25 protein-coding genes are annotated in these 18,429 nt (G+C 38.9%); 14 read left to right on the forward strand and 11 right to left on the reverse strand.

Annotated features, from left to right (window positions below):
• Positions 1-170: 170 nt before the first annotated feature.
• From pgsA to ACM0OP_RS20130, 3 genes are all read right to left on the reverse strand, one after another.
• The gene (gene pgsA, locus ACM0OP_RS20120) at positions 171-692 is read right to left on the reverse strand and encodes a CDP-diacylglycerol--glycerol-3-phosphate 3-phosphatidyltransferase (RefSeq protein ID WP_414530199.1); all 522 of its coding nucleotides are present in this window, start codon (positions 690-692) and stop codon (positions 171-173) included.
• Positions 689-1,252 carry a Uma2 family endonuclease gene (locus tag ACM0OP_RS20125; RefSeq protein ID WP_414530200.1) on the reverse strand — a complete coding sequence of 188 codons (564 nt, stop codon included), beginning with the start codon at positions 1,250-1,252 and terminating at the stop codon, positions 689-691. Before ACM0OP_RS20125 ends, pgsA begins: the two co-directional genes overlap by 4 nt.
• Positions 1,253-1,435: 183 nt before the next feature.
• The gene (locus ACM0OP_RS20130; protein WP_414530201.1) at positions 1,436-1,726 is read right to left on the reverse strand and encodes a hypothetical protein; all 291 of its coding nucleotides are present in this window, start codon (positions 1,724-1,726) and stop codon (positions 1,436-1,438) included.
• 289 nt (positions 1,727-2,015) lie between these two features.
• On the opposite strand from ACM0OP_RS20130, the gene tumA reads away from it, so the two are divergent.
• Both tumA and tumE read left to right on the forward strand, forming a co-directional pair.
• Positions 2,016-2,246 (forward strand): antitoxin TumA, encoded by a 231-nt coding sequence (gene tumA / locus ACM0OP_RS20135; protein WP_414530202.1) that lies wholly within the window; start codon positions 2,016-2,018, stop codon positions 2,244-2,246.
• 43 nt (positions 2,247-2,289) lie between these two features.
• The gene (gene tumE / locus ACM0OP_RS20140) at positions 2,290-2,619 is read left to right on the forward strand and encodes a toxin TumE (RefSeq protein WP_414530223.1); all 330 of its coding nucleotides are present in this window, start codon (positions 2,290-2,292) and stop codon (positions 2,617-2,619) included.
• Between the two features lie 197 nt (positions 2,620-2,816).
• Here tumE and ACM0OP_RS20145 read toward each other — a convergent pair whose 3' ends face one another.
• Positions 2,817-3,149 (reverse strand): HepT-like ribonuclease domain-containing protein, encoded by a 333-nt coding sequence (locus tag ACM0OP_RS20145; protein ID WP_414530203.1) that lies wholly within the window; start codon positions 3,147-3,149, stop codon positions 2,817-2,819.
• A complete protein-coding gene (locus ACM0OP_RS20150) occupies positions 3,146-3,436 on the reverse strand; it encodes a nucleotidyltransferase family protein (protein ID WP_414530204.1) in 291 nt (96 codons plus the stop codon). The genes ACM0OP_RS20145 and ACM0OP_RS20150 overlap by 4 nt, the downstream gene beginning before the upstream one ends.
• Before the next feature lie 200 nt (positions 3,437-3,636).
• Here ACM0OP_RS20150 and ACM0OP_RS20155 point away from each other — a divergent pair, with 200 nt between their 5' ends.
• The 12 genes from ACM0OP_RS20155 to ACM0OP_RS20210 all read left to right on the forward strand — a co-directional run bounded on the left by ACM0OP_RS20155 (position 3,637) and on the right by ACM0OP_RS20210 (position 12,909).
• On the forward strand, positions 3,637-5,046 hold the full coding sequence (locus ACM0OP_RS20155) for an aspartate ammonia-lyase (RefSeq protein WP_414530205.1): 1,410 nt from the start codon (positions 3,637-3,639) through the stop codon (positions 5,044-5,046).
• 132 nt (positions 5,047-5,178) lie between these two features.
• Complete coding sequence (locus tag ACM0OP_RS20160; protein ID WP_414530206.1) at positions 5,179-5,409, forward strand: type II toxin-antitoxin system Phd/YefM family antitoxin; 231 nt, start codon at positions 5,179-5,181, stop codon at positions 5,407-5,409.
• Positions 5,394-5,798, forward strand: coding sequence for a type II toxin-antitoxin system VapC family toxin (locus tag ACM0OP_RS20165; RefSeq protein WP_414530207.1), 405 nt, complete (start codon positions 5,394-5,396; stop codon positions 5,796-5,798). Before ACM0OP_RS20160 ends, ACM0OP_RS20165 begins: the two co-directional genes overlap by 16 nt.
• Positions 5,799-5,911: 113 nt before the next feature.
• Positions 5,912-6,883: an Npun_F2552 family protein gene (locus tag ACM0OP_RS20170; RefSeq protein WP_414530208.1), complete on the forward strand. Its 972-nt coding sequence runs from the start codon at positions 5,912-5,914 to the stop codon at positions 6,881-6,883.
• A 124-nt stretch (positions 6,884-7,007) separates the two neighbouring features.
• Positions 7,008-7,538, forward strand: coding sequence for a HEPN domain-containing protein (locus ACM0OP_RS20175; protein WP_414530209.1), 531 nt, complete (start codon positions 7,008-7,010; stop codon positions 7,536-7,538).
• A gap of 147 nt (positions 7,539-7,685) precedes the next feature.
• The gene (locus ACM0OP_RS20180) at positions 7,686-7,817 is read left to right on the forward strand and encodes a DUF2997 domain-containing protein (RefSeq protein ID WP_414530210.1); all 132 of its coding nucleotides are present in this window, start codon (positions 7,686-7,688) and stop codon (positions 7,815-7,817) included.
• 116 nt (positions 7,818-7,933) lie between these two features.
• Complete coding sequence (locus ACM0OP_RS20185) at positions 7,934-9,043, forward strand: AAA family ATPase (protein ID WP_414530211.1); 1,110 nt, start codon at positions 7,934-7,936, stop codon at positions 9,041-9,043.
• Positions 9,040-9,528, forward strand: coding sequence for a hypothetical protein (locus ACM0OP_RS20190; protein ID WP_414530212.1), 489 nt, complete (start codon positions 9,040-9,042; stop codon positions 9,526-9,528). The genes ACM0OP_RS20185 and ACM0OP_RS20190 overlap by 4 nt, the downstream gene beginning before the upstream one ends.
• Positions 9,529-10,403: 875 nt before the next feature.
• Positions 10,404-10,589: a TLTLP motif-containing protein gene (locus ACM0OP_RS20195; protein ID WP_414530213.1), complete on the forward strand. Its 186-nt coding sequence runs from the start codon at positions 10,404-10,406 to the stop codon at positions 10,587-10,589.
• 361 nt (positions 10,590-10,950) lie between these two features.
• Positions 10,951-11,463: an inorganic diphosphatase gene (locus ACM0OP_RS20200; RefSeq protein ID WP_414530214.1), complete on the forward strand. Its 513-nt coding sequence runs from the start codon at positions 10,951-10,953 to the stop codon at positions 11,461-11,463.
• A gap of 144 nt (positions 11,464-11,607) precedes the next feature.
• Positions 11,608-11,991 (forward strand): aspartate 1-decarboxylase, encoded by a 384-nt coding sequence (gene panD / locus ACM0OP_RS20205; RefSeq protein WP_414530215.1) that lies wholly within the window; start codon positions 11,608-11,610, stop codon positions 11,989-11,991.
• A 12-nt stretch (positions 11,992-12,003) separates the two neighbouring features.
• Complete coding sequence (locus ACM0OP_RS20210; RefSeq protein WP_414530216.1) at positions 12,004-12,909, forward strand: MBL fold metallo-hydrolase; 906 nt, start codon at positions 12,004-12,006, stop codon at positions 12,907-12,909.
• A gap of 193 nt (positions 12,910-13,102) precedes the next feature.
• Here the strand turns inward: ACM0OP_RS20210 and hemJ are convergent, their stop codons facing one another.
• The 6 genes from hemJ to ACM0OP_RS20240 all read right to left on the reverse strand — a co-directional run bounded on the left by hemJ (position 13,103) and on the right by ACM0OP_RS20240 (position 18,314).
• Positions 13,103-13,687, reverse strand: a complete 585-nt coding sequence (gene hemJ / locus ACM0OP_RS20215) for a protoporphyrinogen oxidase HemJ (RefSeq protein WP_414530217.1) — start codon at positions 13,685-13,687, stop codon at positions 13,103-13,105.
• Positions 13,688-14,000: 313 nt separating this feature from the next.
• Positions 14,001-14,849, reverse strand: coding sequence for an alpha/beta fold hydrolase (locus ACM0OP_RS20220; RefSeq protein ID WP_414530218.1), 849 nt, complete (start codon positions 14,847-14,849; stop codon positions 14,001-14,003).
• Between the two features lie 52 nt (positions 14,850-14,901).
• The gene (locus ACM0OP_RS20225) at positions 14,902-15,975 is read right to left on the reverse strand and encodes an NAD(P)/FAD-dependent oxidoreductase (RefSeq protein ID WP_414530219.1); all 1,074 of its coding nucleotides are present in this window, start codon (positions 15,973-15,975) and stop codon (positions 14,902-14,904) included.
• A gap of 62 nt (positions 15,976-16,037) precedes the next feature.
• Complete coding sequence (locus ACM0OP_RS20230) at positions 16,038-16,799, reverse strand: LemA family protein (protein WP_414530220.1); 762 nt, start codon at positions 16,797-16,799, stop codon at positions 16,038-16,040.
• Positions 16,800-16,801: 2 nt separating this feature from the next.
• Positions 16,802-18,055, reverse strand: coding sequence for a TPM domain-containing protein (locus ACM0OP_RS20235; RefSeq protein WP_414530221.1), 1,254 nt, complete (start codon positions 18,053-18,055; stop codon positions 16,802-16,804).
• Positions 18,056-18,137: 82 nt separating this feature from the next.
• The gene (locus ACM0OP_RS20240; protein ID WP_414530222.1) at positions 18,138-18,314 is read right to left on the reverse strand and encodes a hypothetical protein; all 177 of its coding nucleotides are present in this window, start codon (positions 18,312-18,314) and stop codon (positions 18,138-18,140) included.
• Positions 18,315-18,429: the final 115 nt, after the last annotated feature.

The raw sequence follows: 18,429 nt of genomic DNA on the forward strand, positions 1-18,429 counted from the left end.
CTCAAATTATTGCCACATCTCATCTTGAGCCACCTTGTCACCCGTTAAGGATTAATTCAGAATGGATTGATCATATCCGGTCAGGTGAATATAAATCCTGGATTAAAGAAAACTATGAAAATCGTGGGGATAAGAGTTAAACGCAAAGGATAGCGGAGAGGGAGTTATGGTTAATTTTTGGTGGTATCTGTTGTAGGTGGAATCAGATAAATTCCTCCGGAAATTAAAGTCAAAGCTACGGAAAGCCAAAAAGCAATCAATGTGGGACTTTCCCAAACCACTGATAAAGGTGCAATTAACAGTGCTATGGCTATGATTTGACTGACGGTTTTCAGTTTACCCCAAATATTCGCCCCTGTGATTGTAGTTTGATTGACTCGCCACCCTGCGATCGCCAATTCCCGTGCTAAAATCACAAACACGCCCCAAGCCGGAATTTTTCCTAATTCCACTAGCACCAACAACGGTGCAAGTACAAGTAATTTATCCACCAAAGGATCAAGAAATTTACCTAAATCAGTAATTTGGTTAAGTTTCCGCGCCAAATAACCATCCAACCAGTCAGTTAACGCTGCGACTAAAAATATTGTTAAACATATCCATCTAGCTTCGGGTGTGGGATTATATAAACCGTATAGTAAAAATGGTATTCCTAAAAGTCGAGAAAATGTAATGGCGTTGGGTAAATTCATAATTTTAAACAATCAAATAATTGCCCTAATGTCAACTGTAAATCACCCACCAATTCGGGGACTGTTAATATATCTTGTTCGTTTTCTAAAAATATTGGTTGCTGCTGATGAGGATAAACTATAACATTATATTCTTCTGGGTCGATTAACCAACCTAAGCTAGTACCGTAATTTAAACAATGTAAAATATTTCTGGTGACTTTAGTTGTGTTTTGTTGTGGAGATAAAATTTCAATTATCCAATCAGGATAGGTATTAAACGCATTAGCAATATTCCCTTTTTCATCTACTGGGATTCTCCCCCAAGCAAATACAGCCACATCTGGAACAATGGAACGTTCGCCAAATGTACAACGTAATTCTGGAAAGGCTAAAGCGATTTTGCGAGGTTTGACTACATTATTAATTCTCGTAACTAATTCACCTTGAATTGTACTATGTTTACCTTGGGGCATGGGTTTTTGAATGATTTCGCCGTTGATATATTCACTTGCTGGTTCGGTTTCTGGTAATTGTAAAAATTCTGCTAAAGTTATCTGGCGAGTTGTTGATTTTACCATAATTACCTTCTATTCTCTACCTATACATTATAAGTAACACTAATCAAAAACAAGCAAATTAACACCACAACGAGTCGCTGCTTCTGCTAACCGAGTATCAAGAGTTGCTAATGGTAACTTTAACCGCATTTTCATCTACCAAGCACCAACTAATTCCTATAGAACAATCTAAAACAAACTGCATTAGAATCTTCTTCCTTCGTCAATCATTTCGCGGATTGAGTTTTTATCTAAACCTACTCCTTGTTGTAGCTGTTGCATTTTAATAATTGCTGCTTGAATGGATTTTTGAGTGGTGGGTTTTCCCCAAGCGTTATATTTTGGTAAACTTGCCTCACTTGCTGAATCTTCGGGATTATCTAACGGTTGTAAAACTACCAATATTTCTACAGATTTATCTTTAAAATTTGTAGGGGTTTGGATTTTCAATATACCATCTGTGCCAATATGTGCGAGCAACTTCTTTGTTTCCATTTTTTGCCTACAGGAAATTACAAAAGGCTTTGATTATAATTATAGCAATTAATTAATGTCGCTTAATTTATTTATGATCAAAAAATTAAATGCGTAAACTCTTAAATGACATATAAGTGAGATATAAGTGAGATATAAGAACCCCCCCTAACCCCCTCCCCGCAAGCGAGGAGGGGGCTATGATGTCCCTTATATAATTGGAAATAGCTGTATTAATTATAAAATCTAGGATTTTTTAGATTTTGAGTTTATAATAGTGACAATTATTGAGATAAAGATTAAAACAAAAATGCGTAAACAAACTATTGAATATACATCACCGTTAGATGCTTTAGTTGCTGTTACTAAACGACTAAGTATATATGAGAATCAACAAAAAATGGATTCTGAAGAATTTTTCTATCAATATAATCAAGGTCAATTATCAGATGATGCCCTATTTATAGAATGGGCAAATGATTACCGTCACTACTTGGGATTGCGTCAGCAATTAGATCAAAGATTGAAGTATGCTGCCTAATATTCTAGCTGATTACCTCAATCAAGTTGAGTAGACGGTTATTCTGTATAGTAATGTTTATGTTGAACGATATGAAGAAGAAATTTTAACTCCAAACCGAGCTAATCTAAGAATTAGATTGCGTTTCAATCAGACACATTTACTAGAAATAAATGAAGCTATTATAGTCGCAAATAATCAATTAAAATTTCTCGATTACCGTTATCATTTTCAGGATGGACATAATCACCTAATCTTTCGCTATGATAGCACACCGCATTTTCCTAATTTGCCCAACTTTCCCCATCATAAACACTTACCGGATGAAGTTATTACTTCTGAGAAACCTGATATTGATCAAGTTTTGCAAGAAGCAAATCAACTATTAAGTTAAGAGGTTGTTTGAAAAGAAAAGTTACTAACCCTGGCGACTAGAAGTCGCGGCTATACAGACAAAACCCGCACTTCGGTAAGTGTTACGGTGAGCTTGTCGAACTGCTCAGTGACCACCTGCGCGGGTTAAAAACCTTAATTTTTCATTCCGACGTTTTTTATTTTTATTCGGTTTATCATTAAAATACTGCCAATTTGTTATAAATTCTCTAAAACTTCTGCAACTTGTGTTTTTAATTCAGATAAATTCTGTTCAATAATTTGCCAAACTAAATTAATATTCACCTTTAAATAGTCATGAATTAAAATATCTCTTAAACCTGCCATCTGTTGCCAAGGAACATCAGAATATTCACTTCTCAACTCAGGTGATAATCTTTTTGTTGCTTCACCAATGATTTCAAAATTGCGAATTACTGCATCTTGAATCATCTTCGTTTGCATAAATTCTTCTTTACCACCTTGTGTATATTCTTCTATCCGCTCGATACATTCTTGAATATTGCTCAAATACAAACGCGCATCTTTCATAATGGCACAGCTTCACTTAATATTTTATCTCTAATTAACTCATGTAAATTATTAGGTTCAGCAATATCCACTTTTCTTCCTAGCAATGTTGATAAATCCTGCATTAAGGCAATGTAATCGAATAAACTACTTTGTGGTTTAAGTTCTACCAAAAAATCTATATCACTATCTGGTGTTGCTTCACCTCTAGCAACTGAACCAAAAACCCGTATATTGTATGCACCATATTTAGCCGCAATCTTTAAGATATCTTCCCGAAATGGTAGTAGTAATTCTTCAATTCCCATAATAAAGATTGAAATATGCTGCCTAATATTCTAGCTGATTACCTCAATCAAGTTTGCTATGGCTTAACCCGTAGTTTTTGGGTTGGAAGGTGCGTTAGGGAACGCACCCTACGTATATGAGAAATATAAAAATTTTTAAATTAGGATTTTAGGGTATTTGCATGGCATGATCTGTATTTTGAGATTATTCACACAATCCTATGACTGAGTATACAGATTTTCGGATTGAACGGGATTCAATGGGCGATCGCCAAATCCTTGGTAGCGCTTATTACGGTATTCAAACACTACGGGCAGTAGAAAACTTCCAAATTAGTGGCATTAAGCCCTTGCCTACTTACGTAGATGCCTGTTTAATTATTAAAAAAGCTACCGCCATCGTCAACGGACAATTAGGTTGCATTCCCGCAGATATCAGTGCAGTAATTGTACAGGCGGCTGATGAAATCCTGACTGGGAAATTCAGAGATCAATTTGTGGTTGATGTTTATCAAGCAGGGGCGGGAACTTCTCACCACATGAACATCAATGAAGTGTTAGCAAATCGCGCCTTAGAAATTCTCGGCGATGAAAAAGGCAATTATCAACGGGTGAGTCCTAACGACCATGTAAACTATGGACAGTCAACCAATGATGTGATTCCTACAGCCATTCGCATTGGTGGTTTATTAGCACTTACCCATACATTACAGCCAGCTTTAGAAAAGGCGATCGCATCCTTAGAAAACAAAGCCGTACAATTTAAAGATATCGTCAAAGCAGGCAGAACCCACCTGCAAGATGCTGTCCCTGTGAGTTTAGGCGAGAACTTCCGCGCTTGGGCGCAGATATTATCAGACCACCAAAACCGCATATATACAGCCTCTGGGGATTTAATGGTCTTAGGTTTAGGTGGAAGTGCAGCCGGTACAGGAATGAATACCCATCCTCAGTATCGCGCCCGTGTGGTAGAAGCCATTGCCGAACTGATAGGATCACCCTTAGAACCTGCACCCCATTTAATGGCTGCAATGCAGAGTATGGCACCTTTTGTCAACGTTTCCGGCGCTTTACGCAACTTAGCCCAAGATTTAGTCAAAATCTCCCATGATTTGCGGTTAATGGACTCCGGCCCCAAAACTGGTTTTAAAGAAATTCAATTACCCCCAGTCCAACCAGGTTCCTCAATCATGCCGGGTAAATATAACCCAGTCATGGCAGAGATGACATCAATGGTATGCTTTCAGGTAATGGGCTACGATAATGCGATCGCCTTAGCCGCCCAAGCCGGACAATTAGAATTAAACGTAATGATGCCGCTAATTGCCTATAATTTGATTCACAGCATAGAAATTCTGGGTAACACCATAGCCGCCCTCACCGAACGTTGCATAGAAGGAATTACCGCCAACAAAGAACGCTGTTTAGCTTATGCCGAAGGTAGTTTAGCATTAGTCACAGCACTGAACACCCACATCGGATATTTAAACGCCGCAGCTGTAGCCAAAGAATCCTTAGAAACAGGTAAATCTCTCAGACAAATAGTATTAGAAAAAGGCTTAATGACTGAAGAAGAATTAGCAAAAGTCCTAGACTTAGAACAAATGAGCGCCATTATTCCATTAACTTAATTTGTAATTCCTAATTACACACCTGATAAAATTCAACCCCAGCCAAAAGTTTACTCACCCAGTAATATTGGTTTGGGGTATGCTCTTCAGATTTGCTACTCTATAGTAGTTGACATAGCTAATTATGCCAGTATGAAAAAAGTTGATAAGAGTCAATTAAAAGCTAACTTACTAGAATTTTTGCAACTTGTAGAATTAGAAGGTGAAGAAATTTTAGTTACTGATGGAACTAACCCAGTAGTGAGAATTTCTCAATATCAAAAAACTCCTACAACTGAAGAATTGTTTAAAAATATGCGTGGTAAAGTCAAGTATTTTGAAGATTTAACTACCTCCACGACTGAAGAATGGCAAGAAGTATAAAAATTGTCCTTGACACCTGCGCTCTCATCTGGTGGAGTTTAGATCCTGATAAACTTTCTCAACACGCAAAAGAAGCTTGTTACCAGATGGAGAAGGAAAAGAATGGTCTAGTTACATCAACATCAGTTTGGGAAATAGCCATCAAAATAAAAAATAAGAAATTAGATTTAGGAGTTGATATTGATGAGTATGTCACCACGCTAAAAAAGTCTGATGTTATCCGTATTATCCCAATTGATGAAGACATTTGGTTAGAAAGTGTCAAATTAGAATGGGAACACCGAGATCCAGTAGATAGAGTAGTTGTAGCAGTTGCCAAAACTAATCAGGCTTCTATTATTACATCTGATCAAAAAATAGCTAGTTTCTACCCTTTAGTAATTTGGTAAATTTCAGGTTAAACGCCAACTTACCTATAATTTTTGGATCAAATTCGCTCGCGTCTGTTTGAAAAAGAATTTTATTCATATAATTAAACATATATTAACGTAATATAATATCTATGCAGACACAAAAACCATTAGTCAGTCTGATTCGGGCTACCTCCTACGAAAGTGAGGCTTTACGGGCATCATTAGTCACCCTGCTAGAACCTTTAGGCGGTATCTCTGCCTTTGTGAAACCAGGAAATAGAGTATTACTCAAACCGAATCTTCTCACAGGTTCCCGTCCCACAAAAGAGTGTACAACCCGGCGAGAACTGGTTTACGAAGTCGCCCAGATGGTAATAGAAGCAGGTGGTAAGCCCTTTTTAGGGGATAGTCCCGCATTTGGTAGCGCCAAAGGAGTAGCAGAAGCTAACGGCTATCTCCCGCTTTTAGAAGAACTAGATATACCTATTATTGAATTTCATGGTAAACGTTACGAAACCGTCAACGAAGACTTTAATCATTTGCGGCTATGCAAAGAAGCGATGGAAGCAGATGTAGTGATTAACTTACCCAAAGTCAAATCACATTCACAGTTAACATTAACAATGGGTGTAAAAAACCTCTTTGGTTGCGTTCCTGGTAAAATGAAAGCTTGGTGGCACATGGAAGCAGGGAAAGATGCAAACCGCTTTGGTGAAATGTTAGTAGAAACTGCCAGAGCAATTAATCCCAACTTAACAATTTTAGATGGTATCATCGGTCATGAAGGTAATGGACCGAGTGGTGGCGAACCCCGTGATTTAGGTATTTTAGCAGCCGCAGCCGATGTATTTGCCTTAGATAGGGCAGTAGTAGAAATTCTCAATGTCCCACCAGAACAAGTCCCTACAGTTGCAGCGTCTCAAAGGTTGGGTGTTTGTCCAGAATTAGCTGAGATTGAGTTTCCCCATTTACATCCTGATTTACTGAAAATTGAAGATTGGCAACTACCAGATAAGTTAATGCCAATTGATTTTGCCATGCCTCGTGTAATTAAGTCTACATTTAAGCATCTTTATATTAAGTTTCTTAAAGAACCCATGAGTGTTTATGGTAAAGGCTAGAGTCGTAAATTTTACCGAATAACCACCAGCAATCGTAGGGTGGTTTAGGCGTATAGGGTAAATATGACACTCAACAAAAGAACTTGTTTACGACGTAACCCACCTTTAACCGTCAATATTGGTGGTGAGTTACGCTGTTGCTTTAGCGCAGCCATGCCCCTTGGGCTATATCCACCCTACAGTTGAGAAACCATGTATAATCTTTGAAGCGATACATAAAACCCAAGTGTTGACTAATGGCGAAATATCTGAGGATAAATTTAAAATGAACACTTTAAAAAACACTAGAGATTATCAATTTGTTATTTTCCCCGCTTCACAAGCAATTGAGAAACTATTAAAAGCTTGTTTAATAGAAAAAAAATTACAGCACACTGAAAGTACACTTCAAGGAATACACAATAAATTAATAAGAGAATATGGTCATAAACTATTTTATATTATTGAAACATTAGAGTGTTATCTTGAAAATACTTCAAACATAGTGGATCAAGTGGAAAAAATTCCCTACTCAAGAGAAATTTTTATAAATAAACCTGTGAAAAATCCTAGATATGATCCTATACCTATTACTTCAGAGGAAGCTGTAAAAACTATAGATGCTGCGTTGAGTATTTTTGAACTAATCAGCGATAAATTTGTTATCTCTTTATGATAATAAAAGTCTGGTTATTCTCCTGAAATAGAGGAATGTTCTGATAAATCAGAGGATTATCATTGCAGTTTTGCTTCATAAATTTTACATAATTAACGTGATATTCTTTATCAAGAATAAATAAATATATAGTAACTGGTTCTAGTTGTGTGGAAACCACAAACAAAAGGGTTAGAAAAATCTTTGGGTGAAATAGAATCTCAGGAACTCTTACCCGAATATTATGAAGGGGATGAATTAGTTACCATATCTGAAAATCAATCTTGGCATCAGTGGTGATGATAAATAGCCGAAACACAGGCGGGTTTCTCTCTAATAAATCCCCTGTCTGAACTTATAATAAGTATATTCTATGAAAAGTTTCTTCACTTCCCACTGAGGGGAATATTTCTATTATGCTGCAAAGATTATATATACATAACTATCGCTGTCTAGAAAATTTTGAACTTACCATGAAAGAGATGTCTTCTGCTCTCTTGATTGGCAAAAATGGTGCTGGTAAATCGACTATTTCCTCGGCGCTAGAGGTACTGCAATCTATTGGTAGAGGTATCAATAGAGTTGGACAACTTGTGCAGTCTAAAGATTTTGCTCGTGGGAGGTCTGATGTTCCTATTCGGTTGGAAATAGAAGTATTATTAGAAGAAAAATTATATAAATATGTCCTGGCTTTAGAGCTACCAGAAAAGTTTAAAGAACTGCGGATTTTTGAAGAGCAATTATTAGTTGATAATAATATACTTTACTCTCGAAAAGAAGCCCAAGTTAATCTTTATTCTACCTTCCAGAATCGGGAAGCTCAATTTTTAGTCGATTGGCATTTAGTAGCCCTTCCACTGATTCAGGAGCAATCTGAAACTGATCCGCTTCACACTTTCAAGACTTGGCTGGCTCATATCATTATTTTAGCACCAATTCCTAGCTTAATGACTGGAGATTCCTACGGTGAAACTTTAGAACCAAAGTGGGATGGTTCAAATATTGGCGAGTGGTTTTCTGGGTTACTTGGTAGATATCCTGCTGCTTACAGAGAGGTTGACAAATATCTGCGAGCAATTATGCCAGACTTTCAAGATTTTCTCAATGAACTTATTGGTAAAGACTTCAAAAGCTTGGTTGTTCGGTTTGAAGAAAATAATGCAAATCTCAGTGTGAACTTTGAAGATTTATCTGATGGGGAGAAATGCTTTTTTCTCTGCGCGGTGGTGTTAGCAGCTAATAAATTCTATGGGCCACTTTTTTGCTTTTGGGATGAGCCAGATAACTATCTTTCTATCTCAGAGGTTGGACATTTCATTACATCACTGCGACGCTCATTTAAGAACAGTGGACAAATTTTAGCAACTTCTCATAATCCGGAAGCTATCCGCAAGTTTTCTAATGAAAATACATTTTTGCTTGATCGAAAAAGTCACTTAGAGCCTACTTTAATTAGACCGCTTAGTGATATATCTATTCCAGGGGATTTGATCAATGCTTTGATTTGTGGCGATATTTCCTTATGAGTATTAACAAGAATAAACCGCACCTTTTTATCTTACCTGAAGATGATGCTAATCGCCAGATTGCCAACGGATTTATTCAAGATTTAAACGTGAATGCTCGTGCTATTCAAATTCTACCAATTGCTAATGGTTGGAAAAGAGTTGTAGATAAGTTCATGAATGATCATGTCCGTAAAATGCGACAGTATCCAGAAAGTATGATGCTTTTACTGTTGGACTTTGATGAGTGTGAAGATAGATTCATTTATGTAGAAAGCCATATTCCCGAAGATATAAAAAATAGAGTGTTTGTTTTAGGAGTACAATCTAACCCAGAGAGTTTAAAGAGATATATTCAAAAGAGTTTTGAGGCTATTGGAGAATCTCTGGCTACAGACTGCGCTGAACACAAGAATGAATTATGGGGACATTCGCTTCTCATACATAATAAAACTGAGTTAGAACGAATGATTGTATCTGTTAAACCCTTTTTGTTTGAAAAATAGGCATAATAATATGTTAGAACAGTTGAATCATCTTGTTTTTGCTGTTTGGAAGCATAAAATCGCTATTTAAGTTGTATGATATGGGTGGTTAAGATGACCAACCGACAAGAGTTTATTGTGATTTAAATATGTCAACTAGATATTTTTCAACTTACCAAGTTCTGGATGAACGAACCGCAAAGGACACAAAGTACGCAAAGAAGAGAAGAAGAGAAGAAGAGAAGAATTGAGATGACAGGCTCGATTCGGTATGTACCTTTATATAGATTGACAAAAAGAAAGTAATATTACTCAGATTTAGCTTTGATGATGCAGAACATTTTTTTGGTGCGATCGCTCGCTAATTAAGCTCTTACTTAAGTAGTATAACAGAAACTTTAATGATTTCTTAATATTTTTTATCGTTAAATTTACAGTAGTTTTCTGATTTTTGACTACGGAAATTTTTATGAAAAAAGCAGAAAAAAGTATTTATACCTATGTAAAAATTCGGATTTTTTAACTGTAACTAAAGACAGGTGGTGAGAATATTTTAAGGTGTTAGAATAGCTTTATGTTACGTAATTAAGATGGAATCATAAATCTATGTTGAGATAAAAAGTGATTTTGAATACTAATACTTAACCTTTCCTTAACCTGTAAATGACAGGTTTCAGGCTAGAAATGTAAATCATTAGTTACCAAGTGAAGATGACAACGTTTCTGTGTAAATTTGGTTCAAACATTGCAGTTATGAAGCTGTAGTGATCAAGATCACCAAACTGGGTAAACTTTTTGGCTGCTACATTGTTGACAGTCAAAAAATAGTTAGAATATTATCAAGACTCTCTTTACAGAGAGTAAACCTCAAAAAAAGTGACGAATTTCAAATTTGTATGGATGCAAATAGCCAGTCTGCCAGCCCAACCGATACATATTCCCATCGTTTGGCAGACATTGTGGGAACTGCGATCGCTCTAGTGACTCTAACACTACCTGTGTTTGTCATTGCCCACTACTCGACTGATGTTTCTAATAACCAGCAACCGCAAACCTATACACTGCCAAGAAGTGGAAATTAAACAACAGTTGCAACCAGCATTTAACAGCCAGTTAGCTCGAAAAAGGAGAACACAGATTGTGAGCTAATATTTTGGATGTGTGATTAACCCAGCATCCTCTGAGTCTGTATTGTGTTCTGACTGATTCAGAGATGTGTATTTCCAGTTTTTTCTGATCTCTCCAGAGATAGATGTCTGAATTATCGGAAGCGTTGCGAGGGGTTCTCACAACGCTTTTTGCTGTTTGGACGAGATGTATACTTGCGGTGTTGAACAATTATTCAGATCAATATTTTGGGAAGAAGTCCATCTTGGCTTTAGAATTTTACGAAGGAGCCAAACTTAGTGCTACCTAATTTTATTGTTATCAGAGGATTTTTTTGTGGACTTATCCCGTATTCCTGCTCAACCAAAACCCGGTATACTCAATGTTTTAATTGAAATCCCCGGCGGGAGTAAAAATAAATACGAGTTTGACAAGGACTTGGAAGCCTTCGCTCTAGACAGAGTGCTTTATTCTTCGGTACGATATCCTTATGATTACGGCTTTGTACCTAATACTCTAGCTGATGATGGCGATCCTTTGGATGGGATGGTAATTATGGATGAACCAACCTTCCCTGGCTGTGTGATTCCTGCACGACCCATTGGGATGTTAGAAATGATTGACGGTGGCGATCGCGACGAAAAAATTCTTTGTGTTCCTGACAAAGATCCGCGCTACGCTACAGTAAGATCACTGAAAGACATAGAACCACACCGCTTAGATGAAATTGCTGAATTTTTCCGCAGTTATAAAAATTTGGAAAAAAAGGTTACACAAATTCTCGGTTGGCAAGATGTTGATAAGGTTGCGCCTTTAGTAGAGAAATTTATCCAGGCTGCTAAGGCATAACCTCAAAGTTATGAGTTATGAGTTATGAGTTTACTAGTTTTAAATTCTAACTTTTAACTCTTAACTATCCATGACCTTTGTCAACAAACGAACAACTTTAGCCGGTTGCAATTTGCAAAAACTGCTATAAAAATCTTAAAAAAAATGCAGCGTACTGTCCTTTTGGCAAAAATTCACAACTGTACCCTCACCGGGGCAAACATCAACTACGTGGGTAGTATCAGCATTGATGAAGTTTTATTAGACAAGGCTGGCATCTTACCTTATGAGCAAGTGCAAGTGGTGAACAATGCTAATGGTGAGCGTTTTATTACTTATACAATACCTGCTCCTCCTAATTCCGGGATAATTGAACTAAATGGGGCTGCCGCACGTCTAGGCATTCCAGGCGATCGAGTGATTATAATGGCATACGGGCAGTTTACTCCAGAAGAGTTAAAAAATTACTCTCCTACAGTAGTCATTGTGGATGAAAAAAACCGACTTTTGGAAGTTCGGCACTACAATGATCTGCTCAGTAAGCTCTAACTGGCAGGAAAAATGTCAAACTTTGAGTTGTCGGGTGGTCAAAGCTACGTAACAAAAGAGCCAATAATTCCCCTCAGTAGTCCTGTGGGTGAGTTTTTGGTAAAATTCTGGGGTGTTAGAGGTCTAATTCCTACTCCATGCACTAGCACTCAGCGCTATGGTGGTAACACTGCTTGTATACAAATATATGTAGCTGGCAAACACCTGATTTTTGATGGTGGTACAGGTTTACGTAAACTAGGAAAAAATTGGCAAGAACTAGAAAAGCCAGTAGAAGCGCATTTGTTTTTTACCAACTCCCAATCAAATCATATCCAAGGCTTTCCCTTTTTTGCCCCGGCATTTGTGAGAGATAATTGCTTCCATGTTTATGGAATAGCGGCTTCAAATGGGGCTTCTATTAAACAATGTCTGGGTGATCAGATGCTTCAGCCTCTGTTTCCTTATCCCATACAAGCAATGCAGTCTGAGTTGCGATTCTACCACCTGAATCCGGGCTGTGAGGTGAAGTTAGATGATGTCACTGTCACCACCGCTTTGATCCACCAAAGTCAGAAGTCTGTGGGCTATCGCATCACTCACAAAAAATATACTGTGGCCTATGTGACAGATTTACACAACAATCTTCAGCAGATAGAACGCGATCGCATTTTACAAATTATTCAAGATGCTGATTTACTAATTGCCAATGCTACCTACAATCCCCCCACGGCTTATAACCATGAAGTCACCGATGTTCACTGGAAAACGGCTGTAGAGTTAGCCAGCAGTGCTGGGGTAAAACAATTAGTCATCTCCCAGCACCACCCTGATGATCAGGATGATTTTCTGGACAAAGTACAACTAGAAATTCAATCTGTCTTCCCCAACGCCTTACTAGCCTGTGAAGGTTTAGTATTGTCTGTGGGTAAAAAGTAGCTGAATTTTTTCGGAAAAATTATCTCCAAGTATTTTAAATACAGACAGAACGAGCTTCATCAACTTTCAGCGTTGTTCCCGTGATAAATTTAGCATTCTCATTCAGGAGAAAAACCACCACTTTTACAAGGTCTGCATCAGAATTTTTTAGCTGTACATTGTCCTAAAGGTTTCCAGAATGCATCACTTTTTTTTAACTTTGTTCTTGAGGAACTTGTGGTATTTGTGCTGTCAGCTTTTCTTTATCCCGACGGCGTTTTTTAGCATAAAGCTGAATCGTCACCGCCATCAAAATTATTAAGCCAAAAACCCCCCAAACTGTAATATCTGTGGGCAGATTATTCTTAAACACAGCCAATAACACAATCACCAGCAACATGACTGTAGGTGCTTCATTTAAAGCCCGTAACTGCTGACCATTCCAGCGACACTCATCTGCTGCTAACTGCTTGATTAAACGACCACAGTAATAATGATAACCGAGTAAAATGGCCACAAATAACAGCTTAATATGCAACCAACCCTGTTTTAAAACTTCTGGTTCCGTGCTTAATAAACCTATGGCCATTGCTACTGTTACCAGCATTCCTGGCGTGGTAATGATATTGTAGAGCCGCTTTTCCATAATCTGATACTGGTTTTTCAGTATGGTTTTGGCTGGTTCTGGTTCTTGGTTAGCTTCCGCGTGATAGATAAATAGACGTACCAAGTAGAATAAACCGGCAAACCAAACTACAATGCCAATAATATGAAATGCTTTAAACCAGGAATAAGCCATGAACTCAAATCTCCGTCAGTGTGATTTTGATGTCTTTTTAGTGGTAGTAAAAAATTGAAAAATGCCGTATTAGATAATATTATAAGTCCGCAACCACTAGATTATTTACTAAGCTTAACCATACTTTAATTTAGAGAAGTAAAAACAAATCAGTAATAATTAAACGCAGATGGACGCAGATAAACGCAGATGATTTTGTACTTTATTAGACTAGAAAATGCTATACAGTTTCTTCCTTCGTCTTTGGGGACTGTTAATTAAATGTGCTGTATAGTATATGCTATCGATTTTTTCGAGATTTATTAGCAAATCATTAAGTATTTGTACGTCGCACAAAGGGCAACAGGTCTTGTAGAATTGTTTTGTGGTAGTGTTCTTGGGGATAATGCCCCACATTATTAAGTTTTATTAATTCAGCATCTGGTACAGAATCAGCAAACTTTTGGGCTACGTCTACACTTAACCAGGGGTCAATCATCCCCCATTGAATCAGAATTGGTTTTTGCCATTTTTGAAAGCCAGATTCTATTTCGGACATGGCTTGATCTAGTTGCAAGTTGCGAATAGTGGCTAGGAGACTCCGCCCGGCAGTGGAAGCCTTTAAAAATGGTTTACGATAAATATCTAAGTCTTGATCTTCGATGCGGTAACGGCTACCACCTTCGAGAGTGCGATCCACTAAAAGTGGGTCTTGAGTCATCATTTCACCAGCCAAGGGTAAACCCAGTTGTTTAATTTTCCAAGGTAATTTGGCTGTTGTGGCAATGGGTGCGTTGAGAATGGCTATGTTAGCAATTTGTTCTGGATGACGTAGGGCGTATTGTAAGCCGACGGAACCTAAAAAGCCTTGGACGACTAAAGAAAAACGTTCTAGTTCTAAGGCTTGGATAAATCCTTCTAAGGCGGTAATAAATTTATCTGGTGTGTAAGCAAAATCCCATTTTTCTGGTTGGGTGGAAAAACCATAGCCAATCCAATCAGGTGCGATCGCTCTCGTTCCCTGACTTCCTAAAGCCGGCATAATATTACGCCAACTGTAACTTTGTGATACTAAACCGTGTAGTAATAATACAGGCAGTAAATCAGTTCTCCCAATGGGTTCACACTCACGATAAAACCATTCTAGAGAATCAACTTTGATTTTATGTTCTGTTAAAGACAAGGTATTTTCCTAATAAAACGCCGACTTACTTAAAAGCTATTTTTTATAATCGTTAAGATATCATCTCACGAATTGCGGCAGCTGTGGCAGGTGCGAGTAAAACACCATTGCGGTAATGTGCAGTAGCTAGGAGAACGTTACTAAATCCGGGAAGTTGTTCAATAACTGGTGCGGGGCGACCTTCGGGACGGGGGCGTAAACCTGACCAAGTGCGAATAATTTCGGCGGTGGCTAAATCTGGACAAAAGGCGATCGCCTGATGCCAAACTTTCTGGAATAATTCTGGACTAGGGGGAATTTGATCACCATCACTAGGAAACTCCACCGTTGCACCCACCCAGTAATTACCGCCGCCTACAGGGACAATATGTACATCATTACCTGTAACCACTGGCTGAAAGTCGGGATTTCCTAATGGTCGTTCCAGACGCACTTGTAAAGCCTGTCCTAACACTGGGCGAATATCAACCATTTGATTTAACTGTGCTGTCAGAGGAGTAGAACCCAGTCCCGCAGAGACAACCACCCAATCAGCAGTAATTTTGCCCTCTGTAGTTTCCACTGTTATAGAGTTGTTATCTGGTGAAATCCCCAAAACATTCACACCAAATTTGCAACTTACCCCATTGTGTTGCGCCGCCTCAGCTAAAGCTAAAGTCAAAGTAGTAGGATTCAGTTGACGGTCTTGGGGAGAATAAACCGCCCCGGTAATGTTGGCGATCGCAATTTGCGGACAAAAATCTTTAACTTGGGCTGTATCCCACAGTTCCAACTTCCAGCCCTGAGAATGGCGCACTGCGGCCAGGTTTTCCCAACCCACTAAATTCTCTTCCTCCCCCAGCAGACTCACAATACCTTGGCGGTTAAAGGGAATTTTCCGCCCCGTTATCCCTTCCAATTCGGGAATTAAGGTTTCATAGCGTTGAATACTAGTGTGTCGCCTTCGCCAAGCCTGACCCTTGACCTTATGGCTAATCACCCCCATTAAAACCCCCAGGGCTGCCCCTGTAGAAGCTTGGGCGGGTGGTTGACGGTCGATGACTGTGATTTGGAATTTTTTAACTAGACTAAGTTCATAGGCTATGGTAGCCCCCACGACACCACAACCGATGATCACTACATTCATGTTTCCTGTTGGACTGATTTATTTCCATTTTCCCAGAAGTTAATCAATTATGGGGGTGGAATTTAGGGCATATCAGTATTATTGACTGGGAAAAATTCCTGCTTCTGCAACCCAAAAATATTAGCTACGAGAGAGTTGGGAAAACTCTGAATTTTTTGATTATGAGCTTGTACGGCTTGGTTATAGCGCATCCGTTCCACAGCGAGACGATTTTCAGTCCCGGTTATTTCATACTGAAGATTAGTAAAGAGTTGGCTAGATTGCAATTGGGGATTAACAGCCGCATATTTAGTAAAACTCTCAATTGCTTGATTAATTTGGGTAATAGCATCAGCCTTTTGTTCAGGAGTGGCTGCTTGTAAATAAGCTTGACGCGATCGCTCCAATAAAGCAACTAACTCTTGTTCTTGTGTCCCATAGGCTTGGGTAATATTTACCAAATTGGGAATTAAATTAGCCCGTCGCTGAAGTTGATTTTCTACTTGCGCGCCGGCTGCATCCACTTTGCTATTGCTGCTTTGAATTGAGTTATGAGTCCAGCCAGTCCACACAGCACATACTGCTACCATACTTGCGCCAATCATCAACAATTTTTGACGAAATTTGGCTGACTGTTTTTGGGCTGCTTGTTTTTCCTGTTCTCGTTTTTTAACATCTTGAATTGCTTGCTGAATAAACTCCACAGGGATATCAACTTCCTTTCCTGCGGCGATTAACTCAGCAGAGGAGTAACCTTGAGTTTGTTCGGTATAATACCGAGAAGCTAACTCCAGCACCTCTGGGGCTACTTCTTCCGGGATTCTTTGTTGTGGATTGTTCATCATATTTACCAACTCCCTCCAGCACCACCGCCGCCGCTACTACCACCGCCATAATGACCACCGCTACTACCACCACTGCAACCGCCGCCGCCTCCAAAACTGCCACCTCCAAAACTGCCACTGCTACTGCTACTAGCTGGTGGGGGAGGTGGAGGAGGTAAGCGGGGAATTTTTTCTTCCATTTCGTTGTGATAAGTACAACAATGGCAGTCATCGATAATCAGTCGTTTTCCCGAACGATATTGCGTAGGTTGTTTAATAGTTTTCTCAGTGCGAATAACAGTCAATTCTTGACAATGTGGGCATTCTTTGAATTGAGGTGATTCACTTTCCTGGGCAACGAGATGAAATCCCTTACTAGTTGACTGCTGGCTGCAATTGAGACATTTCCAGCCCTCAAATTTGACACTACCTATCTTTTTTGCTGTTTTTTCCTTAATAGTCAGATGTGGTTCAATGATGCTTGGGTCTACTTGTGTCATTGGCTGTTGACAATCAGCACACAAGAACTTGTAACGTCTCTGTTTTTTACGGGTGTAACCTTCTGGTTTGATTGGGATTTTTACAGGGCGTACTACGAGGAAAATCAAACCTCCTATTATCAATATCATACCCACTCGCACCATCACAGCGAATACTCCCGGCCCGGAGTTATTACTGAAGTTGTTAGGTGTAACTTCTGTTTTATTAGGTGTAACTTCTGTTCTAACTAGATTAGCAGCTTGATTGGGGTCAGAACCTAAAACCAATACTAGCGCTTTGGTTCCCGCAAGTGTTCCACCTGCAAAATCACCTTGTTTAAATTCGGGGATAATTTGACTATTGATAATATTGCCGACTTTGGCATCAGGCAAAATGGCTTCGATACCGTAACCAGTTTCTATTTCGACTCGGCGATCGCCCACAGATATCAAAAATAATACACCATTATCTTCTCCTTGTTTACCAATCCCCCAATGATTGAATAACTCTGTGGCAAAACTTTTAGGAGAAGGTGCTGGGGATGTTGTGGGTACTGTGACTACAGCAATTTCTGTCCCATTTTTAGCCTCTAAATCAGCAATCATCTGATTAATTTCAGCTTCTGTTTCATTGTTAAGAATATCTGCCATATCTGTCACCCAACCACCCGATACTTGTCGAGGATTTGGCACTTCTTCCACCTTTAAGGCAAGGCTAGACAACGGTGCAAGAACTATAGATGCTGAAAATATACCTAACAGAAAAATTCGTTTTGGTTTGAGAAAAGTTAATTTCATATTTTCCCCTATCAAATATAAGTCGGAATTGAATCTTAATTAATACATCAATTCATCGGGGAGGAATTACGGAAAATAGCATTTACCAACTCCCTCCAGCACCGCCACCGCCGCTACTACCACCGCCAAAATCTCCACCGCCGCTACTACCACCACCACCACTATAACCACCACCACTGCTAGAAGAAGGAGGAGGTAAGCGGGGAATTATTTTCTTTGTTTCCTGGTAATAATTACAATGGTGGCATTTATCCCTCACCAGTTTTTTGCCCTGACGATCTTGGGTGGCTTGTCTGAGAATTTTATCAGTGCGAGTACAAGTATACAGCGTTTCCGGCTGTTATGAGGTACAGTAGCAGCAATTAGCAAACCAG

This window comes from Nodularia chucula CCY0103 (genome assembly GCF_963923915.1).
GTDB lineage: Bacteria > Cyanobacteriota > Cyanobacteriia > Cyanobacteriales > Nostocaceae > Nodularia > Nodularia chucula.